We start from the raw sequence: 15,366 nt of genomic DNA on the forward strand, positions 1-15,366 counted from the left end.
GAATGGAAAAAAACAACCCCTGAACGGCAGGTTCAGGGATTGTCGGTGTGGAACGGAAGCACGACCATGTTGTTAAATTTCCGATGCTGATGCTCAATACTCATATGTCCACCATATTTCTCGCACATTCGCGATATATTGGTTAGACCGATCCCATGGTACTCCGGATTGGGCTTGTCACTTTTCAAGTCAACGATCGGTTGCTCCACATGATTCATAATCTGGATGACAAGTGCAGATGATGTGGAGTGAATGGCAATGAGGATGTATCGATCCTCCGCCTGTCTAACCTTCTTGGAGGCTTCAATTGCGTTATCAAGCATGTTACCCAGCACCACACACAGATCATATCGATCGATCTGGATATGTTGCGAGTGGAGCTGGATTTTGGTGTCGATTTTGATCCCGTTTGCCTGCCCCATAGCCAAGGTATTTGTAACGAGTGCATCGATGACCAGATTGCCGGAGTTCACCCGCTGGTACGCACCTTCAATGGTATTTAATGTAGATTTAATATGGTCACCTGCCGCCGCCAGTTCGTTACGTTGGATACATTCATCAATATACAGAAATTGCTGATTGATATCATGGATGATGGATTTAATGTTTTTGAAACTGTGAACGGTCTTCTCATAGTTGGCATCCTGGTAGTCCATCTGACGCTGTAACTGGGTATTTTCATGCGCAAGCTGTACCTTTTCCACCATATTATCAAATACATATACAATGAACACGTTGAGAAATAGAGAGCCCAGTACGGAAAAGACGTAGAATATGTTTTTTTCACTATATATGGAGGCCACATTGATCTGATAGATCGTAATAATGGGTACGATAAGAAACAGCAAATAATACCGATAATGCACGGCAAAACTTCTGCGTTTGGCCACTAAACGCACAATTTGAATAACAATGAACATAATACTGCAACCAACCAGCATCACCTTGGAGAGAATCCAGTGGTCTTCTCCGTTGAACTGTTCCCATGAAATGAAATCTGTGGATTCCAAAACTCCGAGAATATATACAGCTATAGTATTCGCCATAGTAATCAGAACCGCATACAGGATGGTAAAAACAAGCTTGATTTTGAACTCCACTTCATAGGACTGTGCCAGACTGAAGATTAACAGCAGAGCAACAGCAGTAGAAACGATATCAGAGAAGGAAGAAACCAAATAAAAATAACAAAGCAGGATAAAAACGATGAAATAGATCCCTCTGCGCGCGGCTTACGCCTGGACTTGCCCAACACAGAATCAAAATAAAAGTTCGCCTGAAATGCCATAAGTAAAGTCACAAAGATGATGGAAAAGATCATATAGGTACCCATATCATTGAATCCTCATGATCATATATTTGGTGTAAGCATCCTTGATTTCTTTGACCTTGGATCGACCTATGGGCAGTTCCGTTCCATTCAACATGACAACTTGAGTACCGGAAAACTTCTGAACATGCATCAGGTTGATGATAATCGAGCGATGAATCTGTAAGAAACCATGGTCTTTCAAACCTGTAGCGTAGCTGGATAAAATGCCTTTGGTTTCATGTACATTTTCCTGTGTCACAAAATTCAACTTGTTCTTGATCGTTAAACTTTTGACGACCTCAATCCAGAGAATATCATCATATTTCAGCAGCAGTTCATCATAGTCTGATTTGATTAGTACATACTTTTTGTCCAATGCCTGAAAATATTGACACAGCTTAATCATCTTTTCCTCGAAAACTTGCGGCTGGATTGGCTTGATCAGATATTGAAAGGTGATGACATCAAAGCTCTCCACCATATATTCCGGGTAACTGGTCAGAAACATAATCTGTACATCCAGAAACTTCATGTTCCTGATCTCTTTAGCGGTCTGAATCCCGTTCATTCCGCCCATCTCCACATCCAAGATGAGAATATTGAATGTATCCCCAACCTCTCTGTAGTGTGAGAGCAGTTGTTCACCAGATGTGAATAGACTAATTTGAAAATCAAAATTGGTTTTTAGAGATAAGGAGACCAGCATGGATTTCACACGTTCTCGTTGCTGCTCCTCATCATCACAGATTGCAATATTGAACATGGGGGAACATCCGCCTTTCATCGACATCGACTCTGAATTTCACTCTCGAATATACTATTTTAACATAGGTTTCGGAGTCGAATTGGGATGAAATGCATTATTCCGACCCTAAAACGCAGATCAACAAAAAAAGTCGCCACATTGGCGACTCTTGAGCTTGTAACCTTCTCCAGCATTCCTATGAAAAGTCCAGTCTGTTATTTTGTTTTTTTGGGGAAAGCATGGCGGTAATATCGTATTACCTTGCGATACATCGTCTTGTCCTTTAATTGATTGAATATATATGGGTCAGGTTTGACATTTACTTCAATAATCCAGGGTTTCAGACTGTGGTCAAGGCCGATATCCACACCAATTTGCTTAAGATGCGGGTACTTTTTTTTCATATGACGAGCTATGCGCAGGCTAAGCTCATTCATCTCTTGAATCAGTTCGTTTCTGCGTTTGGTGGATGCATGTGATTTTAGCAGCTTGTGAATATCCATCGGTGTACCACCACTATGATAATTGGTTACGATTTTCTTTGGATGACCCAGTCGCCCGATGATTCCAGTAGCTTCCCAATGTTTGGTCGGGCTTAGCTGTATCATGACACGGATGTCAAAACGTCTGTTATTGTGCTTAAGCAGATGGATTCCTCTCTGAATCAGATAACTTCTTTTATTCACCAGACGAGTCAGACTGTTATAAAACGATTCAAAACTGTCAAACGTCAGACGTTTTTGCTCTATCTGATAGACAAAATGTTGCTGACTTTCCATCTCTGCCTTAATAACACCCATCCCGAAAGTACCTCTCTCGGGTTTGACATAGACCATTCCATATTTGCTGATCATGGATTTCAGATTCATCTTGTTATATTTCTGTGTGTCGGGGATGAACGGTTTAATTAATTCATTATTAATGATCAATTTTGTTTTTAACCATTTGCTTCTTAACGGCTGCAATTTATCAACTCCCATGTCGTAAACTCTCCCTTCAGCAACCGCATCAAAGCCTGCTGTTTGATCAAGATCCTGCAAGCATTATATGTAATACCGATAAAGGAACCCTCAACAAAAGCCCCTATTCGTAAAAATGTATATTTGCACATGCCCTGACCAAAACACTTTTGCACACATACCATATAATGAGTCATCACGATTTGTGCAAGGAGTTGAGAAGATGTCCGTCCAGCCTGGAATCCGGTTGAATAATGCGCCTAAGATTGATGTTCTTATACCAGCGATCGAGAAAGATTTGGCTACCCTTCCCCTGGTCATCGATAACATTCGCCGTTATGTAAAACATCCCATTGGAAGCATATATATTGTTTCTCCGGTCAGCACCAAAATCAGAAAACTCTGTTCCCTTAAAAACTGCATTTTTGTTAATGAGCGATCCGTCCTGCCTATAACCAAAAACGACATACACTACCAGTCCTCCCGATGGAATCGGTCAGGCTGGTTATATCAGCAGCTGCTCAAAATGAACGGAGATTCCATTGTGAAGGCAAAGTACTTTCTAGTCATGGATGCAGATACCGTACTGATTAAACCTCATTCATTTCTTGTAGAAGGCAAAACAGTCTTTTACTGCCGTGACTGGAGCCAGCCGGAATATTTCAATACCTACCGCAAGTTGTTAGGCATGAAAGCTCCGCGTCCCCGCTCTTTTGTCACCCATTATATGCTGTTCGACAAATCGAAACTCGCTGCCTTAAAACAGAAAATTGAAGCGGTTCATAAGCTGCCATGGTACAAAGCGATCATCTCCAATATCAATAAGAAGAAACAGTTTGGTTTCTCCGAGTATGAAACGTATGCCAATTTTATGTACACGAAAAACCCAGGCAGCATGGTCCTTAGAAGTTCCAAGAATAAAAGTCTGAATGTGAACGCTTCTTCGTTAAAAGAGCAACAAATCCGCGATCTGGCTCTTAAATATCGTTCTCTTTCCTTTCATAAACGGAAAATCTATAGTAAAGCTCCCTGAGCTTAAGGAGGAAGCCCATGCATATCGTACTGCTGTGCGGCGGCTCTGGCAAAAGGCTCTGGCCTTTATCCAATGAGCTTCGCTCCAAGCTGTTCATAGATATACTTCCATCACCCGCTGGAGGTAGGGAATCCATGATCAGCAGAGTATGCCGCCAGCTTGACAGTTCATCCCTAACGGATTCAACACTCATTATTTCACATCAGGATCAGGCTAACATTACGGTACGACATACTCAAGGCAAAATACCAGTCATCGGGGAACCTTATAAACGAGGCACTTTTACTGCGGCTGCCTTAGCGACGTTATATCTGCAATCCTTCCGAATGGCCAAAGATGACGATGTGATCTGTATCGCTCCAGCTGATGTGTTCGCAGGTGAAGATTTTTTCAGCAACTTCCAATTACTGCCGGACATATTGAAACATTCTCAAGCCGATATCGCTTTAATTGGGACAAGGCCTACACATGCTTCAGAACAGTATGGATACATCCTGCCGGATGGAGAAGAACGTAATGCTTATGCGCCCATAACACAATTTATAGAAAAACCCGAAGCCACCATTGCTGAAACTCTGCTACAACGTGGGGCACTATGGAACTGCGGTGTGTACGCATTCACCGTCGCGTTTATGATATCCCATATTAAAAAAATGGGGCTTCCGGTTCATTATGATCAATTGTCGTCCCTGTATGAAGCGTTGCCTGAACGCAGTTTTGACAAGCATGTTGCAGAAAAGGTACAGCGGGCCGTAGTCCTGCCTTATAAGGGAGTATGGCAGGATATCGGAAGCTGGGATACGTTGTGCGCGCAGTTAGATACCCATGTAATCGGACACGGTGGAATCTCGGGTTCTTCCTCCAATTCCTATATTATTAACGAGCTTCCCTACCCCATCCAAGTCATTGGTGTGCCAGGTATTATCGCTGCCGCAAGTCCGGACGGCATTCTCATTGCCAACAAAAATAATTCAAATGAAATTAAAGCGCAATTGGGTAACTTGCCATTAAAACCGATGTATGGTGAAGCAACCTGGGGCAGTTATCGTGTTATTGAAGGTTCGTTAGAAGATGAGAATACAACTGTAACCACATTAAACATAACGGTTCTACCCGGCAAACATATCGGGTTGAACTGGCATAGAACTGGGTGTAGAGCATGGACCGTGCTTGCAGGCAGTGGGCAAGTGCTTGTCAACGGAAAGGTCATGCAAGTGAGTATGGGCAATCAGTTCGCGATTACCAAGGAGAGTCTCTTTTCTATTCTTGCTGAAACCAGGATGGTGATCCTTGAGGTCCGGATCGGAGTAACAGAGGATAAAGACAACATACTTTTTGAAGAAGAAGATTGGAATGTAATCCTAAAAAGTGCAGGTTCATCTAACGCTTAATGGGAGAATGAACCGATTCAATCTGCATGTCTTATAGCCCCTTCCATTCGCGGAAGGGGCTCATTGGCATAATTAAGGGAAACCTGACACTTCTTCTCCCTATATCTTAGTTAAACAACTTGCGAAGTTCCTCTACTTCCAGACGTGCAACTGGCTGGTAAGCGGAACTTTGTACATAACGCTGGAAGCTGTATAACAACTGTCTGCCCTCCAATGTAGTCATCAGACGCTCCAGATTCAGCGCTCCAATCAGCACTCTCCCCTTCCGGACCCGACACTCCATCAACAGGCCGAGCTTGTGGTTTCGCTCAAAATTATCAATGGTCTGCACGATCGGATTCAAGTCTTTATCCAACTCATCCAAGATGATCGATGACGACTCGGACACGATGCTCCACCACGGATAAGTTGAGTGCTCCTCTGTGACAAAATGTTCGAAGGCCGGATGATCCTGTTGAATTAACAAGCCCATTGTGCCCACAGGAACTTCTCTTTTCATATTCTCTGATATGGAACGAAACATAGGATAAGACCAGAAATCGGTGCTATAGAAACCTTGGATCGCGTGTTGAAGCTGATTGGGATTCGGGAAAAGTAAAATATCCTCGCCCTGCTCAAGCAGCGCCAACGCCTGTTCCGAGAGTTCGGTAAATAGATTCAAACCGCTCAGGTCCACTTCCTCCTGACTCGGGTAGATCCACAGGTCGTAAGACTTACGGATATCCGTGCCCGGAATGGACAGTCTAAGCTCCACTTTGGTCATATTGGAGACTTCAGGAATGCGAATGCTGAGATCCGCGATATTCACATAATGTTCTCCATGGGTCGCTGGCAGGTCTGCTTTTCCTTCCAATAGGACGCTTCCCTCGATCTGCTCGCTTTGAATTTCCCACTTCAATTGAAGTCCATCCAATGCTTGTCTCCGGAAGTAACTTAGTTCAATGCGTGCTTCGAACAATTCACCCGCTTGATAATTATATTTGGGGAATCTCGCCAACAACACAGCGTCGGAACAAAACGTTCTCCACTCCTCAGGTGTAATCATGCCTTTGGAATCCATGAATGCGTCCAGTACACCCACAAGCGCTGTTCCCTGACCACTGAAATCCTGAAGATCCAGCAGCTGGAACCCGGCTAGTTGCTGCGAACGAAAAGCAGCTTCCAGTTCTTCCTTGTAACATGCAACCGCGAGTTTACCAGAGGCTCTGAAGTAGGCTTCCGCCAGATGTCCCAGTCCTTTGGCATTCAGACGCTCTCGAAACACTTCGAAATTCTTGGCTTTGAGAGAACCCGTATACTTGTTGATCTCCTCGAAATTAGGAAACGTGGCGTACTGTCCAATTTCATGCGAGATGATTGGTACGTGTGAGACAAGTTGGTCACTTCCAGCTTCGGCCTGCACTGTTTTGGAACCTGTCCCATATTGAATCTGAATCTCTTTGTCCCCAGTCTGACCAGAAGGGTCAGCATCGCTGCCTTGCTCAGGTACAATGTTTGAATCGTAATCTTTCAATGTATTTGGCAGGTCGGTCTGCACGTGACCGAGCGGAGCATCACACATCGCATATGAACCTCTGAACAGGCGCTCTTTGGAGAAACGAACCCCGCAGAAGAATTCACTTTCCTCCAGAATGTCCGGCACAAACTGAAAGTTATTCGAACCCTCGGTGTATAGATGACGATGATCATATGCTTTGTATGCCTTCAGGATCGAATTCAATCTGTCCTTGCTTCCCCATAGTTCATTCCCCATGGACATCATGACAAACGAAGGATGATTACCAAAAGCACGCAGCATCGCAAATCCTTCGCTAATCAAGTAATCCTGCTCGGCTTGATTATGCCCATCCGAAGATTCATCCGTAATGGTTCCCCAGAACGGAAGCTCAGGCTCCATGTAGATGCCGAGCAGATCCGCTGCAATAAAAGCAGCCTCCGGAGGACAACAGGTATGGAAACGGTAGTGATTGATACCGTAGGACTTGGAGATAGCGAGAATACGAACCCATTCATCCACATCTGTTGGCGCGTATCCCGTGAGCGGAAAGATCAGCCCGTCATGTTTGCCTCGAAGAAACGTTTTGCGACCATTAATGGTGAATTTGTCTCCAGCAGCCCGGAATTCCCGTAATCCCGTCCATACTTCGGTGAAATCCAGCACTTCGCCGTCCTGATCTTGCAGATGAATATGAAGTTGGTACAGGTTAGGTTCATCATCACTCCATAACATCGCATCTTCGCCAATCTTGTACGTCAGCTGGATTTCCTGCGAATCCGGGGCGAAAATCTGTTCCTCGGTCGTATACACCGGATCTGCACTGACTGCAACAGCCGAAACCACGATTCGTACTTCTTGCAGGTCACCAACAAGTGCTGCCTTGATCTCGAAAGATCGAGTCGCAAGATCGGGATAGACCTGAACATTATCCAGGAAAACACGCTCGAAAAATTGAAGTTCCAATTTCCCGGTGATGCCGTTCCAATTCGTCTGCGTGTCTTCGGATGTAAGGTGACCACCTTTGGTTGGATAATTGGTATTGTCCACTCGAATGGTAATTGTATGAGTCCCAGCGGTTAGCCCTGCCTCAATCTCGTAACGGTGAGGTGTGTTCAGACTGTTTTGCGTTCCCCATTCCACCCCATCAATCCAGACTGTGGTAACTCTTGTTCGTTCCAGATGCAAGAAGCAACGTTTGCCAGCCAAGTGTTCGGGAATTTCAATCTCTCGTGAAAACCAGGCATAACCCTCAAATAAGTACTCATCCGTCAGCGCACCGATTAACACATTCTCGTTTTTCTTGCCCTTGGCCGCATGAGATGTAGTATTTGGCAATGTAATAACGTCTGAGAAATTCAGACCACGTTCCACCTTATGTTCATCGAGTTGGAGTTTCCATATGCCTTCCAGATTTATTGCAGCTATCATGATAGTGTCCCCTTTTGGATTCATATAATCGACAAAAGTAATCGCTTCCAATGAACAGAAATCGTTTTCGAGAAATCATACCTGTATTATAAACTCGATTGACGCCCCTCGCATAGATCATTTACAAATAAAAAAGTCGCCAATACTGGCGACATCTTATGGATACCTATCCTGTATCCTGAACAATTTTAAAATATGGTGGGAACCATGCCCCCGTCCATCCGGATGGGAGAGCCTCTGAAGGCTGAAGCATATGGGCTGCATACAAATGCAGCGAGTCTGCCTATTTCACTTGGCTTGATGAATCGCTGTAATTCGGACTGTGGCAGATTACTCTTCATAAAGTCTTTCTCTTTTTCCTCGAAATTCAACGTCTCATCAGGGTATATGCCCTCAATGATTTCTTGTACGTTTTCGGACAGTGTTGGACCTGGCAGGATCGTATTGATCGTAACCTCAGTCCCTGCTGTCAGTTTGGACAAACTTTTGGATAATGACAGCAGCATTGACTTGGTCATGCAATACTGGGGCATCTGGCCTGAAGGCATAAGGGCTTCTTCACTTGCGATGAAAATAATACGCCCGTCATTGTTCTTCACCATTTTAGGTAAATAAAATTGGGATAAGCCATTGGCAGCAAGTACATTAATACGGAAATATTTCTCCCACACTTCATCATTTATGTCTTCATAACTCATGATTTCATATATACCCATGCTATTGATTAATATATCAACTTCAGGAAATTTCTCGAATAAAGCTTGGCGTTGCGCCAGATCCACAAGATCAGCGGTAGCCTTTTGCGGAGAGGTCTCCGGAAAAGTGGACTTGATTTCACGAACTGTTTGTTCTACCTCTTCATCATTGCGTCCATTAATCAGAACATGAACACCTTCTCGAGCGAGTTCAATAGCAATCGCTTTGCCGATCCCTTTTGTTGATCCTGTAACTAAGGCTGTTTTCTCTTTTAGTCCCATATCCATCCTGCATTTCTCCTTCTTGATTACAACTATCCGGCAGCTATTTCTTGAATATCGCCAACAGCTTCATACACCGGATAGATACAATATTACGCAGTCTGAAGGGTCTAGTAACTAGCAGCTTGCGCCAGAGTTATTGCCTGACACGCCAATTTGAAGGTGTATCCCCTTCCCAGGTCTTGAAAGCACGATAGAACGAATTCTGATCTTCATATCCAACCAGAAATGCCACTTCTTTGATATCGAGCGAAGGATCTGCAAGGTACTCTCGGGCCTGCTCACGTCTGGCCTCGGTTAATAATTGCTTGAAGTTTGTGTTCTCCTCCGTCAGTCGCCGCTGCAAAGTACGATCACTCATGCGAAGCTCTTTGGCGACTGTCTGGATGTCAGGGCGCTTTCCTGTGAGGCTGCGTTTCATGATCCATTTGACCACTTCAGTAATGGAACGATTGCTCTCTTGTTCGTCCAGCGACCGATCCAGAGCCGGGGTCAGAATCTCCAGTAACTCCTCGTTATACGATAGAAATGGAAGACTCAGATCTTTCCGTTCCAGCGTCAGCCGATTATAGTTGGAATTCGTATCGACTCGGCAGCCGAAGTAATCCTCAAGGGTGGCTACGTCACCCATCGGTTGGGAGAACTCAACCCGTTTTGCAATCAAAGGCTGTCCTGTGCCCCTCCGTCCAAGTTCGATCAGAAATGCCAGCGTAATACCGACCAGTAATGGCGGACCTGGTTGCTCCTTATGTAACCATCCGAGTTCAATGAACCATTCCTCCCCTGCTTCGGTAATCTGCAAACTCTCGGGAGGACACATTTGCTTGTAACGCACCATGCGATTCAACGCATCACGATAATCACGAGCATGGTACATCGCCAGAACAGGCGGAGGATACTTCGATATTTCATATCCGGTTGCAAGTTTGATGATGCCCTCGGCGGTGTCCCCATTGAGATCAGAGTAGGCCTGCCAGATTGCGAAGTATTGAGATTGGGTCACTACAGGTTTATTTATTGTCTCAAGAGATAGTTGAGCTGTACGAGCGATGTCATCAGCACCAATCCCTAATTGATGTAATCCAGCCCAAAAGCCTGGATGAACTTTAATCCGATCATTCGGTTGAGATTGCATGTATACAGACTCCTTTAACTTGTTCCATTTTCATTCTGATTTCTAATTATAGAATGGATGTACCTATTTTTGAAACTTACCTCAGCGAGCCATTTCCCGTAATACGAAAACACGACTAACCATGAATGGTCAGTCGTGTTCAAGTCAATCATTCAGTATATTATGAAAGAATGCACATTTTGTATGTTCAGCTACTCATTCAACGCAGTTTTGATCAGGGCATTCACCCGTGAGTTAAACAGCAGACCGATATGGGATACGAGGGAAACCGAAACGTTGTTCGCCCCGTTCAACCGGGAAAGTACCGGGGACACAATCGTGTCACTGGTGGAATAGATCGAAGTCACCTTTATTCCACTCGGAGCTGTCGTTGTGGTCAATCGATTAGCCCCGCCAAGGGTAATCAACTTATCAACTTTGGAAGCGCCTCCACGGTTAAGTATGTAATAGAGACTATTAGCTCCACCCATGCTATGAGCTATAATATTGACTTTTGTATGACCCGTTTCGCGCAGAACATCATCTACGAATCGACTAATTGCTGCGGAGTTCAACAGCTGGTTTCCTTGTTTGCTAGGAAGGTCAATTGCGAATAATTCGTCTCTTGTCCACCCTTGGCTACGCAAATAACTCTCAATTGCTGTAAAATTGCTATCTGAACCGGTCAATCCATGTACCAATACAATGGGTGTACGTGCCGTAGCTGCAGAAGCCTTTGAACTCGATCCTATTCCAGTTATTGATAAGGCAAGGATCATACTCATGAATACAATAAGTATTAATTTGGTCTTTTTCACTTCATTCACTCTCCTGTAAAATGTTTTATATTCCATATATTACAATCTAACATATGGAATATAAATGAACCTTTAGTCTCATTTTTACAGGAATGTCTAAAGTAGACTACAACTAACATCATTACATTTTATCAAACCCTAGTTCTCTACTTCTTATCCTTCAACGATATCTGCACGTAGATCCGTTGCAATCTCAATCATTTTGGGAACAATAGCTTCGTTAGAAATAGCTACATACAGATCTCCCATGTACAAACGAAAAGCAATCTGTGCACCCTCAAGGTCCCACATAAAAAAGTCCCCCTCGATGGTCATGGTGCTCTCAGCTCCTACAATGTTAAGAACCGGTGAATAGGTAAAATCGGGTTGGGATTCGAAGTAGAGTTTGCACTCTTCCAGCGAGATGGATTGTTCCGCATTGCTTTCTTGCATGGATCGGGTAATTCGAAAACGCTGATTCATTGATTTGCCTCCAAAACTTTATTAATATATACATGTTCCACAGCATTATATTTTCTCATTTCCGTCTTCCACTGTCAAAACCATACATGCTCTATTCTTTCAATTCATATATACTGAATACAGTGCACAACGAATTTCTACAATCAGGAGGAGTCAAATCAATATGTTGAAAACAGAATTCATTGATGTACTATCCATTGTCTCACATAAATTATATGATTCGGCTGCTAACGTTATGGACACGGCAAGCAGGTTAATTCCTGCAAATACGTTTTGTATTGCCCAGTTGGATCATCTATCCACCAAAGTTCTGAACGTATATAATCGTGACAAACTAATTCTGGGTGAGGGGCTGGTCGTTGATAACGCCGAGTCATACTGTGCACTTGTGACTGAACATTCCCAAGGCCCGTTAGTAATTAATAATAATCTAACCCATCCATTAACCAGACATATGGACGCAACCGAATTCGTAGGTGGATGCTCATTTGTCGGTGTACCTATACATAATGAGAACGGAGAAATTTACGGCTCCCTTTGCTCATTTGATCAGGATTTCTATTCCTATCAACAAAAGGACGTGGATCTGCTGCTCTCCTTGTCTTCATTTTTCACGAGTCTTCTTGAGATGGAAACAACTCTTCAACAGTTAAAACAGGCGGAAGAGACCGCTGCAAAAGTGCTTGAAGAAAAGAAAAATTTGCTGGCCGTTCTCAGTCATGAAATCCGGACGCCAATGAATGGTGTTCTTGCAATGGCCAATCTGTTGCAATCGACCAGGCTGAGTGAGGATCAATCGTTATATGTTAATGTCATTGAGTCAAGTGGCGCCAGCCTTCTGTCGATGATGGATCAAATTCTGGACTACTCCAAAGCAGAAGCTGGTGCGATCTCTCTCGAGATCAAGCCCTATAGTGTCACTGAAACAGTTGAACATGTATTACAATTATTCTCTTCTGAAGCACAGAAAAAAGGAATTAGGTTGTACGCAGAATATAATATTAATGACCATCTGATGCTTATGGGTGATCAGCACAAAGTTCGTCAGATTTTAATCAATCTCGTTGGGAATGCGCTTAAATTTACGGAGAAAGGTGAAGTATGCATCTCTACTGAGGTATCTGTTGATACAAAAGGTACTCTCCATGCATCCTACGAAATAAAGGATACGGGCATTGGCATCCCGCAGGATCGTCAGGATCTGTTGTTCAAATCCTATTCCCAGATTCATGGTAATTCAGGAAAATATGGCGGAGCGGGGCTTGGCCTGTCCATCTGTAAACAACTCGCTGAATTAATGGGTGGGGTTGTATGGCTTAAAGAGTCCAGTCCTATGGGCAGTCAGTTTGTCTTTAATATTTCCAGCGCTGCACCCACCGTCCATACAAATATCTGAATGATGAATATATTATTCTATCTGAAAAAGATAGGAGGTATATACGTTGACACAATTTCTGGATGCAAGATCATCGCAAAATGCTGCGTTGTTTAATTCCATCTCCATACCGATTCCAGTGATTAACACGCCTCAATTATTCGGCCAGATTGGTCTGCAAACGGCTGGAGCCGGACCCAACCTGAGAGTCTCTCTAAAGGGAACCATAACGGTACAATTACCACTTGCCCTATTTCAAGTGAGGATTATTATTGTAAGAGGCACAGTGGCAACCGATCCGATCGTTTACTCCGGCAACTACACGTATGGTCTGAACGGTCTGCTTAACCCTGAAGTGATCGTTTTCTCTGCCAATGACTTTAACACACCGATCGTGCCACAATTAACCTACAGTGCATTTATCAGTACCAACTTGCTCGGAACGGTTCGGGTAGGCCCCGAGAGTTTCGACGGATTTGTCGTTTCGGATTAAAATGAACACCTCCACCCCCATACTCTTAATCTTTTTGTTCATAAAGATTAAGGTATGGGGGTGTTCCAATTTACATTGCATCAGTTTCCAAAATAAACATCCAGCTTGCCTGTGGGCGGCGTTGTCGCCATCCAGACAGCTGCCAGATTATCTGGACTAACTGTAGCCGCAGTAATATAGTCTCCAATGAGTACTGTGGGCATCGGAGAGTTGCCGTTTGGATTAAAAGATGTAGTTGTGATGCGACGATTAGTGAAGCTCGCACCTCCATTAAATGATTCCGCAACAAAAACGTCCAGCAGGAATCCGTCAATTCGATTGGAGTAATAAATTACCCTGATCGTCCCTGCAAAAGGTGATACGGTTATGGACGGGAAAAAATTCTGTGTACCCGGTGGCGCGCCTGTGATACTGATGGGGTCTGACCATAAAAGGCCATCCGGAGATTCGCAGAGTAAAACATCGGTATATCCAGCTCGCGCATCATTCCATACAGCATACACGGTTCCGCTGTTAGGTCCAACGGAAATATCTGCTCCCAGACTTAGGTTGGTCTGCACTCGAAAAGCATAATTCGGCACAGGTAAAGGCGAAGGTGCCGGTACTACGGATGAAATAAACGTTGCCTGTCTTTCAAGAAGAGGTTGATAGGTAATGCCCCCATCGTACGAAATACGTAATAACGCGGATGGACTGGCAGGACCCGTAATGATATATCCCGCATAGACTTGACCTGAGAATCCAACAGCCAGCGCAGCTCGATCGTGTATTCCTCGGGGATTCGACTGTCGATCAGGCGGCTCCCAGGAGATCCCCTGGTCGAGCGACCTTTGCGTAAAGATCGCGGAAGAAGTTGTCGCGAGCGGCGTATATCCGACATATGCATGGCCACGATAGGGGCTACCTGGAGAACGGTCAACGGCTATGTAAGGCTCATCATTATGAACAATTGTACCGAACCCCGCCTGGACGATAACCGGTGGCTGCCACGTTAGTCCATCATCAAATGAAGTATAACTCGCAATCGTCCCATCATTGATCCCGTTAAACAAATGCACGGTAACGATAAACGTATTCGGAAACGTATAGTCTATCGTAGGCGCCTCTGCTCCTGTATACCCTGCCGGTTGAGGAAGTACCGTGGTGGACCAGGTACTGCCTCCATTAATGGAACGATAGAAACCAGTCAATGTTGGCCCGGTACTGGTATCCACAGCTACCACGCACATGATATTCGGGTTCAGCGTATTAACTGCAATTGAAGGTTCAAATTGACTGCCTGCCAAAGCCCCGGTAATATTCACAACTACCATCTGCTCACCTCAATTCCTTTAAGGGATATTTGTGAATCGATCAATTAATGTCATCTCCGATTGAAGCACACGCTGGATGATCTGACCTGTAGAGTTAACACCATATACATGAATGACCGTACTTGTAGCACTAAAATAATCGCTTTGCACCTCGTAAAAAGCAGCATTAATCAATGGATAGATTAAGGTTCGGGTCGCTTGAGGAAGTAATTCAAACAGATCATGACCTATAGGTATACGCGCAGTTTGAGTGGTGTCCCATCTGAAAATTTCCAGCTCAATACTGACAGGAGCATTAAGGGAATCATTAATGCACGTCACAATGAGTTGAGTGGATTGGGTCTCACCCGAGGTTGGATTGTAAATAAAGCCTGTAGAGTTTGGCAAAAAGCACACTCCTTCCGCAATATATAGTAAAGTATATTACGATTCTTGCTGCCAGTATGAC

The 15,366-nt window shown here is 44.1% G+C and carries 13 protein-coding genes and 1 pseudogene; 4 read left to right on the plus strand and 10 right to left on the minus strand.

The features are described 5' to 3' along the window. Positions 1-32: 32 nt before the first annotated feature. From QF041_RS06290 to QF041_RS06300, 3 genes and pseudogenes are all read right to left on the minus strand, one after another. Positions 33-1,333: pseudogene (locus tag QF041_RS06290) on the minus strand (GHKL domain-containing protein). A 1-nt stretch (position 1,334) separates the two neighbouring features. Then, entirely contained in the window at positions 1,335-2,075 is a 741-nt protein-coding gene (locus tag QF041_RS06295) for a LytR/AlgR family response regulator transcription factor (RefSeq protein WP_091030735.1), read from the minus strand. Positions 2,076-2,272: 197 nt separating this feature from the next. Continuing rightward, a complete protein-coding gene (locus QF041_RS06300; protein WP_307412952.1) occupies positions 2,273-3,037 on the minus strand; it encodes a YheC/YheD family protein in 765 nt (254 codons plus the stop codon). A 202-nt stretch (positions 3,038-3,239) separates the two neighbouring features. On the opposite strand from QF041_RS06300, the gene QF041_RS06305 reads away from it, so the two are divergent. Continuing rightward, positions 3,240-4,049: a DUF6492 family protein gene (locus QF041_RS06305; RefSeq protein ID WP_307412954.1), complete on the plus strand. Its 810-nt coding sequence runs from the start codon at positions 3,240-3,242 to the stop codon at positions 4,047-4,049. A 17-nt stretch (positions 4,050-4,066) separates the two neighbouring features. Continuing rightward, on the plus strand, positions 4,067-5,440 hold the full coding sequence (locus QF041_RS06310; RefSeq protein ID WP_307412956.1) for a sugar phosphate nucleotidyltransferase: 1,374 nt from the start codon (positions 4,067-4,069) through the stop codon (positions 5,438-5,440). 106 nt (positions 5,441-5,546) lie between these two features. Here QF041_RS06310 and QF041_RS06315 read toward each other — a convergent pair whose 3' ends face one another. The 5 genes from QF041_RS06315 to QF041_RS06335 form a co-directional block, all read right to left on the minus strand. Continuing rightward, the gene (locus tag QF041_RS06315; protein WP_307412958.1) at positions 5,547-8,366 is read right to left on the minus strand and encodes a glycoside hydrolase family 2 TIM barrel-domain containing protein; all 2,820 of its coding nucleotides are present in this window, start codon (positions 8,364-8,366) and stop codon (positions 5,547-5,549) included. A 188-nt stretch (positions 8,367-8,554) separates the two neighbouring features. Further along, a complete protein-coding gene (locus tag QF041_RS06320) occupies positions 8,555-9,349 on the minus strand; it encodes an SDR family NAD(P)-dependent oxidoreductase (protein WP_307412961.1) in 795 nt (264 codons plus the stop codon). Between the two features lie 130 nt (positions 9,350-9,479). Then, a complete protein-coding gene (locus QF041_RS06325; protein WP_307412962.1) occupies positions 9,480-10,478 on the minus strand; it encodes an AraC family transcriptional regulator in 999 nt (332 codons plus the stop codon). 191 nt (positions 10,479-10,669) lie between these two features. Then, a complete protein-coding gene (locus QF041_RS06330; RefSeq protein WP_223869139.1) occupies positions 10,670-11,242 on the minus strand; it encodes an esterase/lipase family protein in 573 nt (190 codons plus the stop codon). Positions 11,243-11,428: 186 nt separating this feature from the next. Continuing rightward, on the minus strand, positions 11,429-11,737 hold the full coding sequence (locus tag QF041_RS06335) for a hypothetical protein (RefSeq protein WP_221819423.1): 309 nt from the start codon (positions 11,735-11,737) through the stop codon (positions 11,429-11,431). A 163-nt stretch (positions 11,738-11,900) separates the two neighbouring features. Between QF041_RS06335 and QF041_RS06340 the strand changes: the two genes are divergently transcribed. Further along, positions 11,901-13,133: a GAF domain-containing sensor histidine kinase gene (locus QF041_RS06340; protein WP_307412965.1), complete on the plus strand. Its 1,233-nt coding sequence runs from the start codon at positions 11,901-11,903 to the stop codon at positions 13,131-13,133. A 46-nt stretch (positions 13,134-13,179) separates the two neighbouring features. Further along, positions 13,180-13,605 carry a hypothetical protein gene (locus tag QF041_RS06345; protein ID WP_145317541.1) on the plus strand — a complete coding sequence of 142 codons (426 nt, stop codon included), beginning with the start codon at positions 13,180-13,182 and terminating at the stop codon, positions 13,603-13,605. Positions 13,606-13,685: 80 nt separating this feature from the next. Here QF041_RS06345 and QF041_RS06350 read toward each other — a convergent pair whose 3' ends face one another. Beyond that, the gene (locus tag QF041_RS06350; RefSeq protein WP_307412968.1) at positions 13,686-14,918 is read right to left on the minus strand and encodes a sialidase family protein; all 1,233 of its coding nucleotides are present in this window, start codon (positions 14,916-14,918) and stop codon (positions 13,686-13,688) included. A gap of 18 nt (positions 14,919-14,936) precedes the next feature. Further along, positions 14,937-15,305, minus strand: coding sequence for a hypothetical protein (locus tag QF041_RS06355; protein ID WP_047842879.1), 369 nt, complete (start codon positions 15,303-15,305; stop codon positions 14,937-14,939). Positions 15,306-15,366: the final 61 nt, after the last annotated feature.

The organism is Paenibacillus sp. W2I17 (assembly GCF_030815985.1).
Classification (GTDB): Bacteria; Bacillota; Bacilli; order Paenibacillales; family Paenibacillaceae; genus Paenibacillus.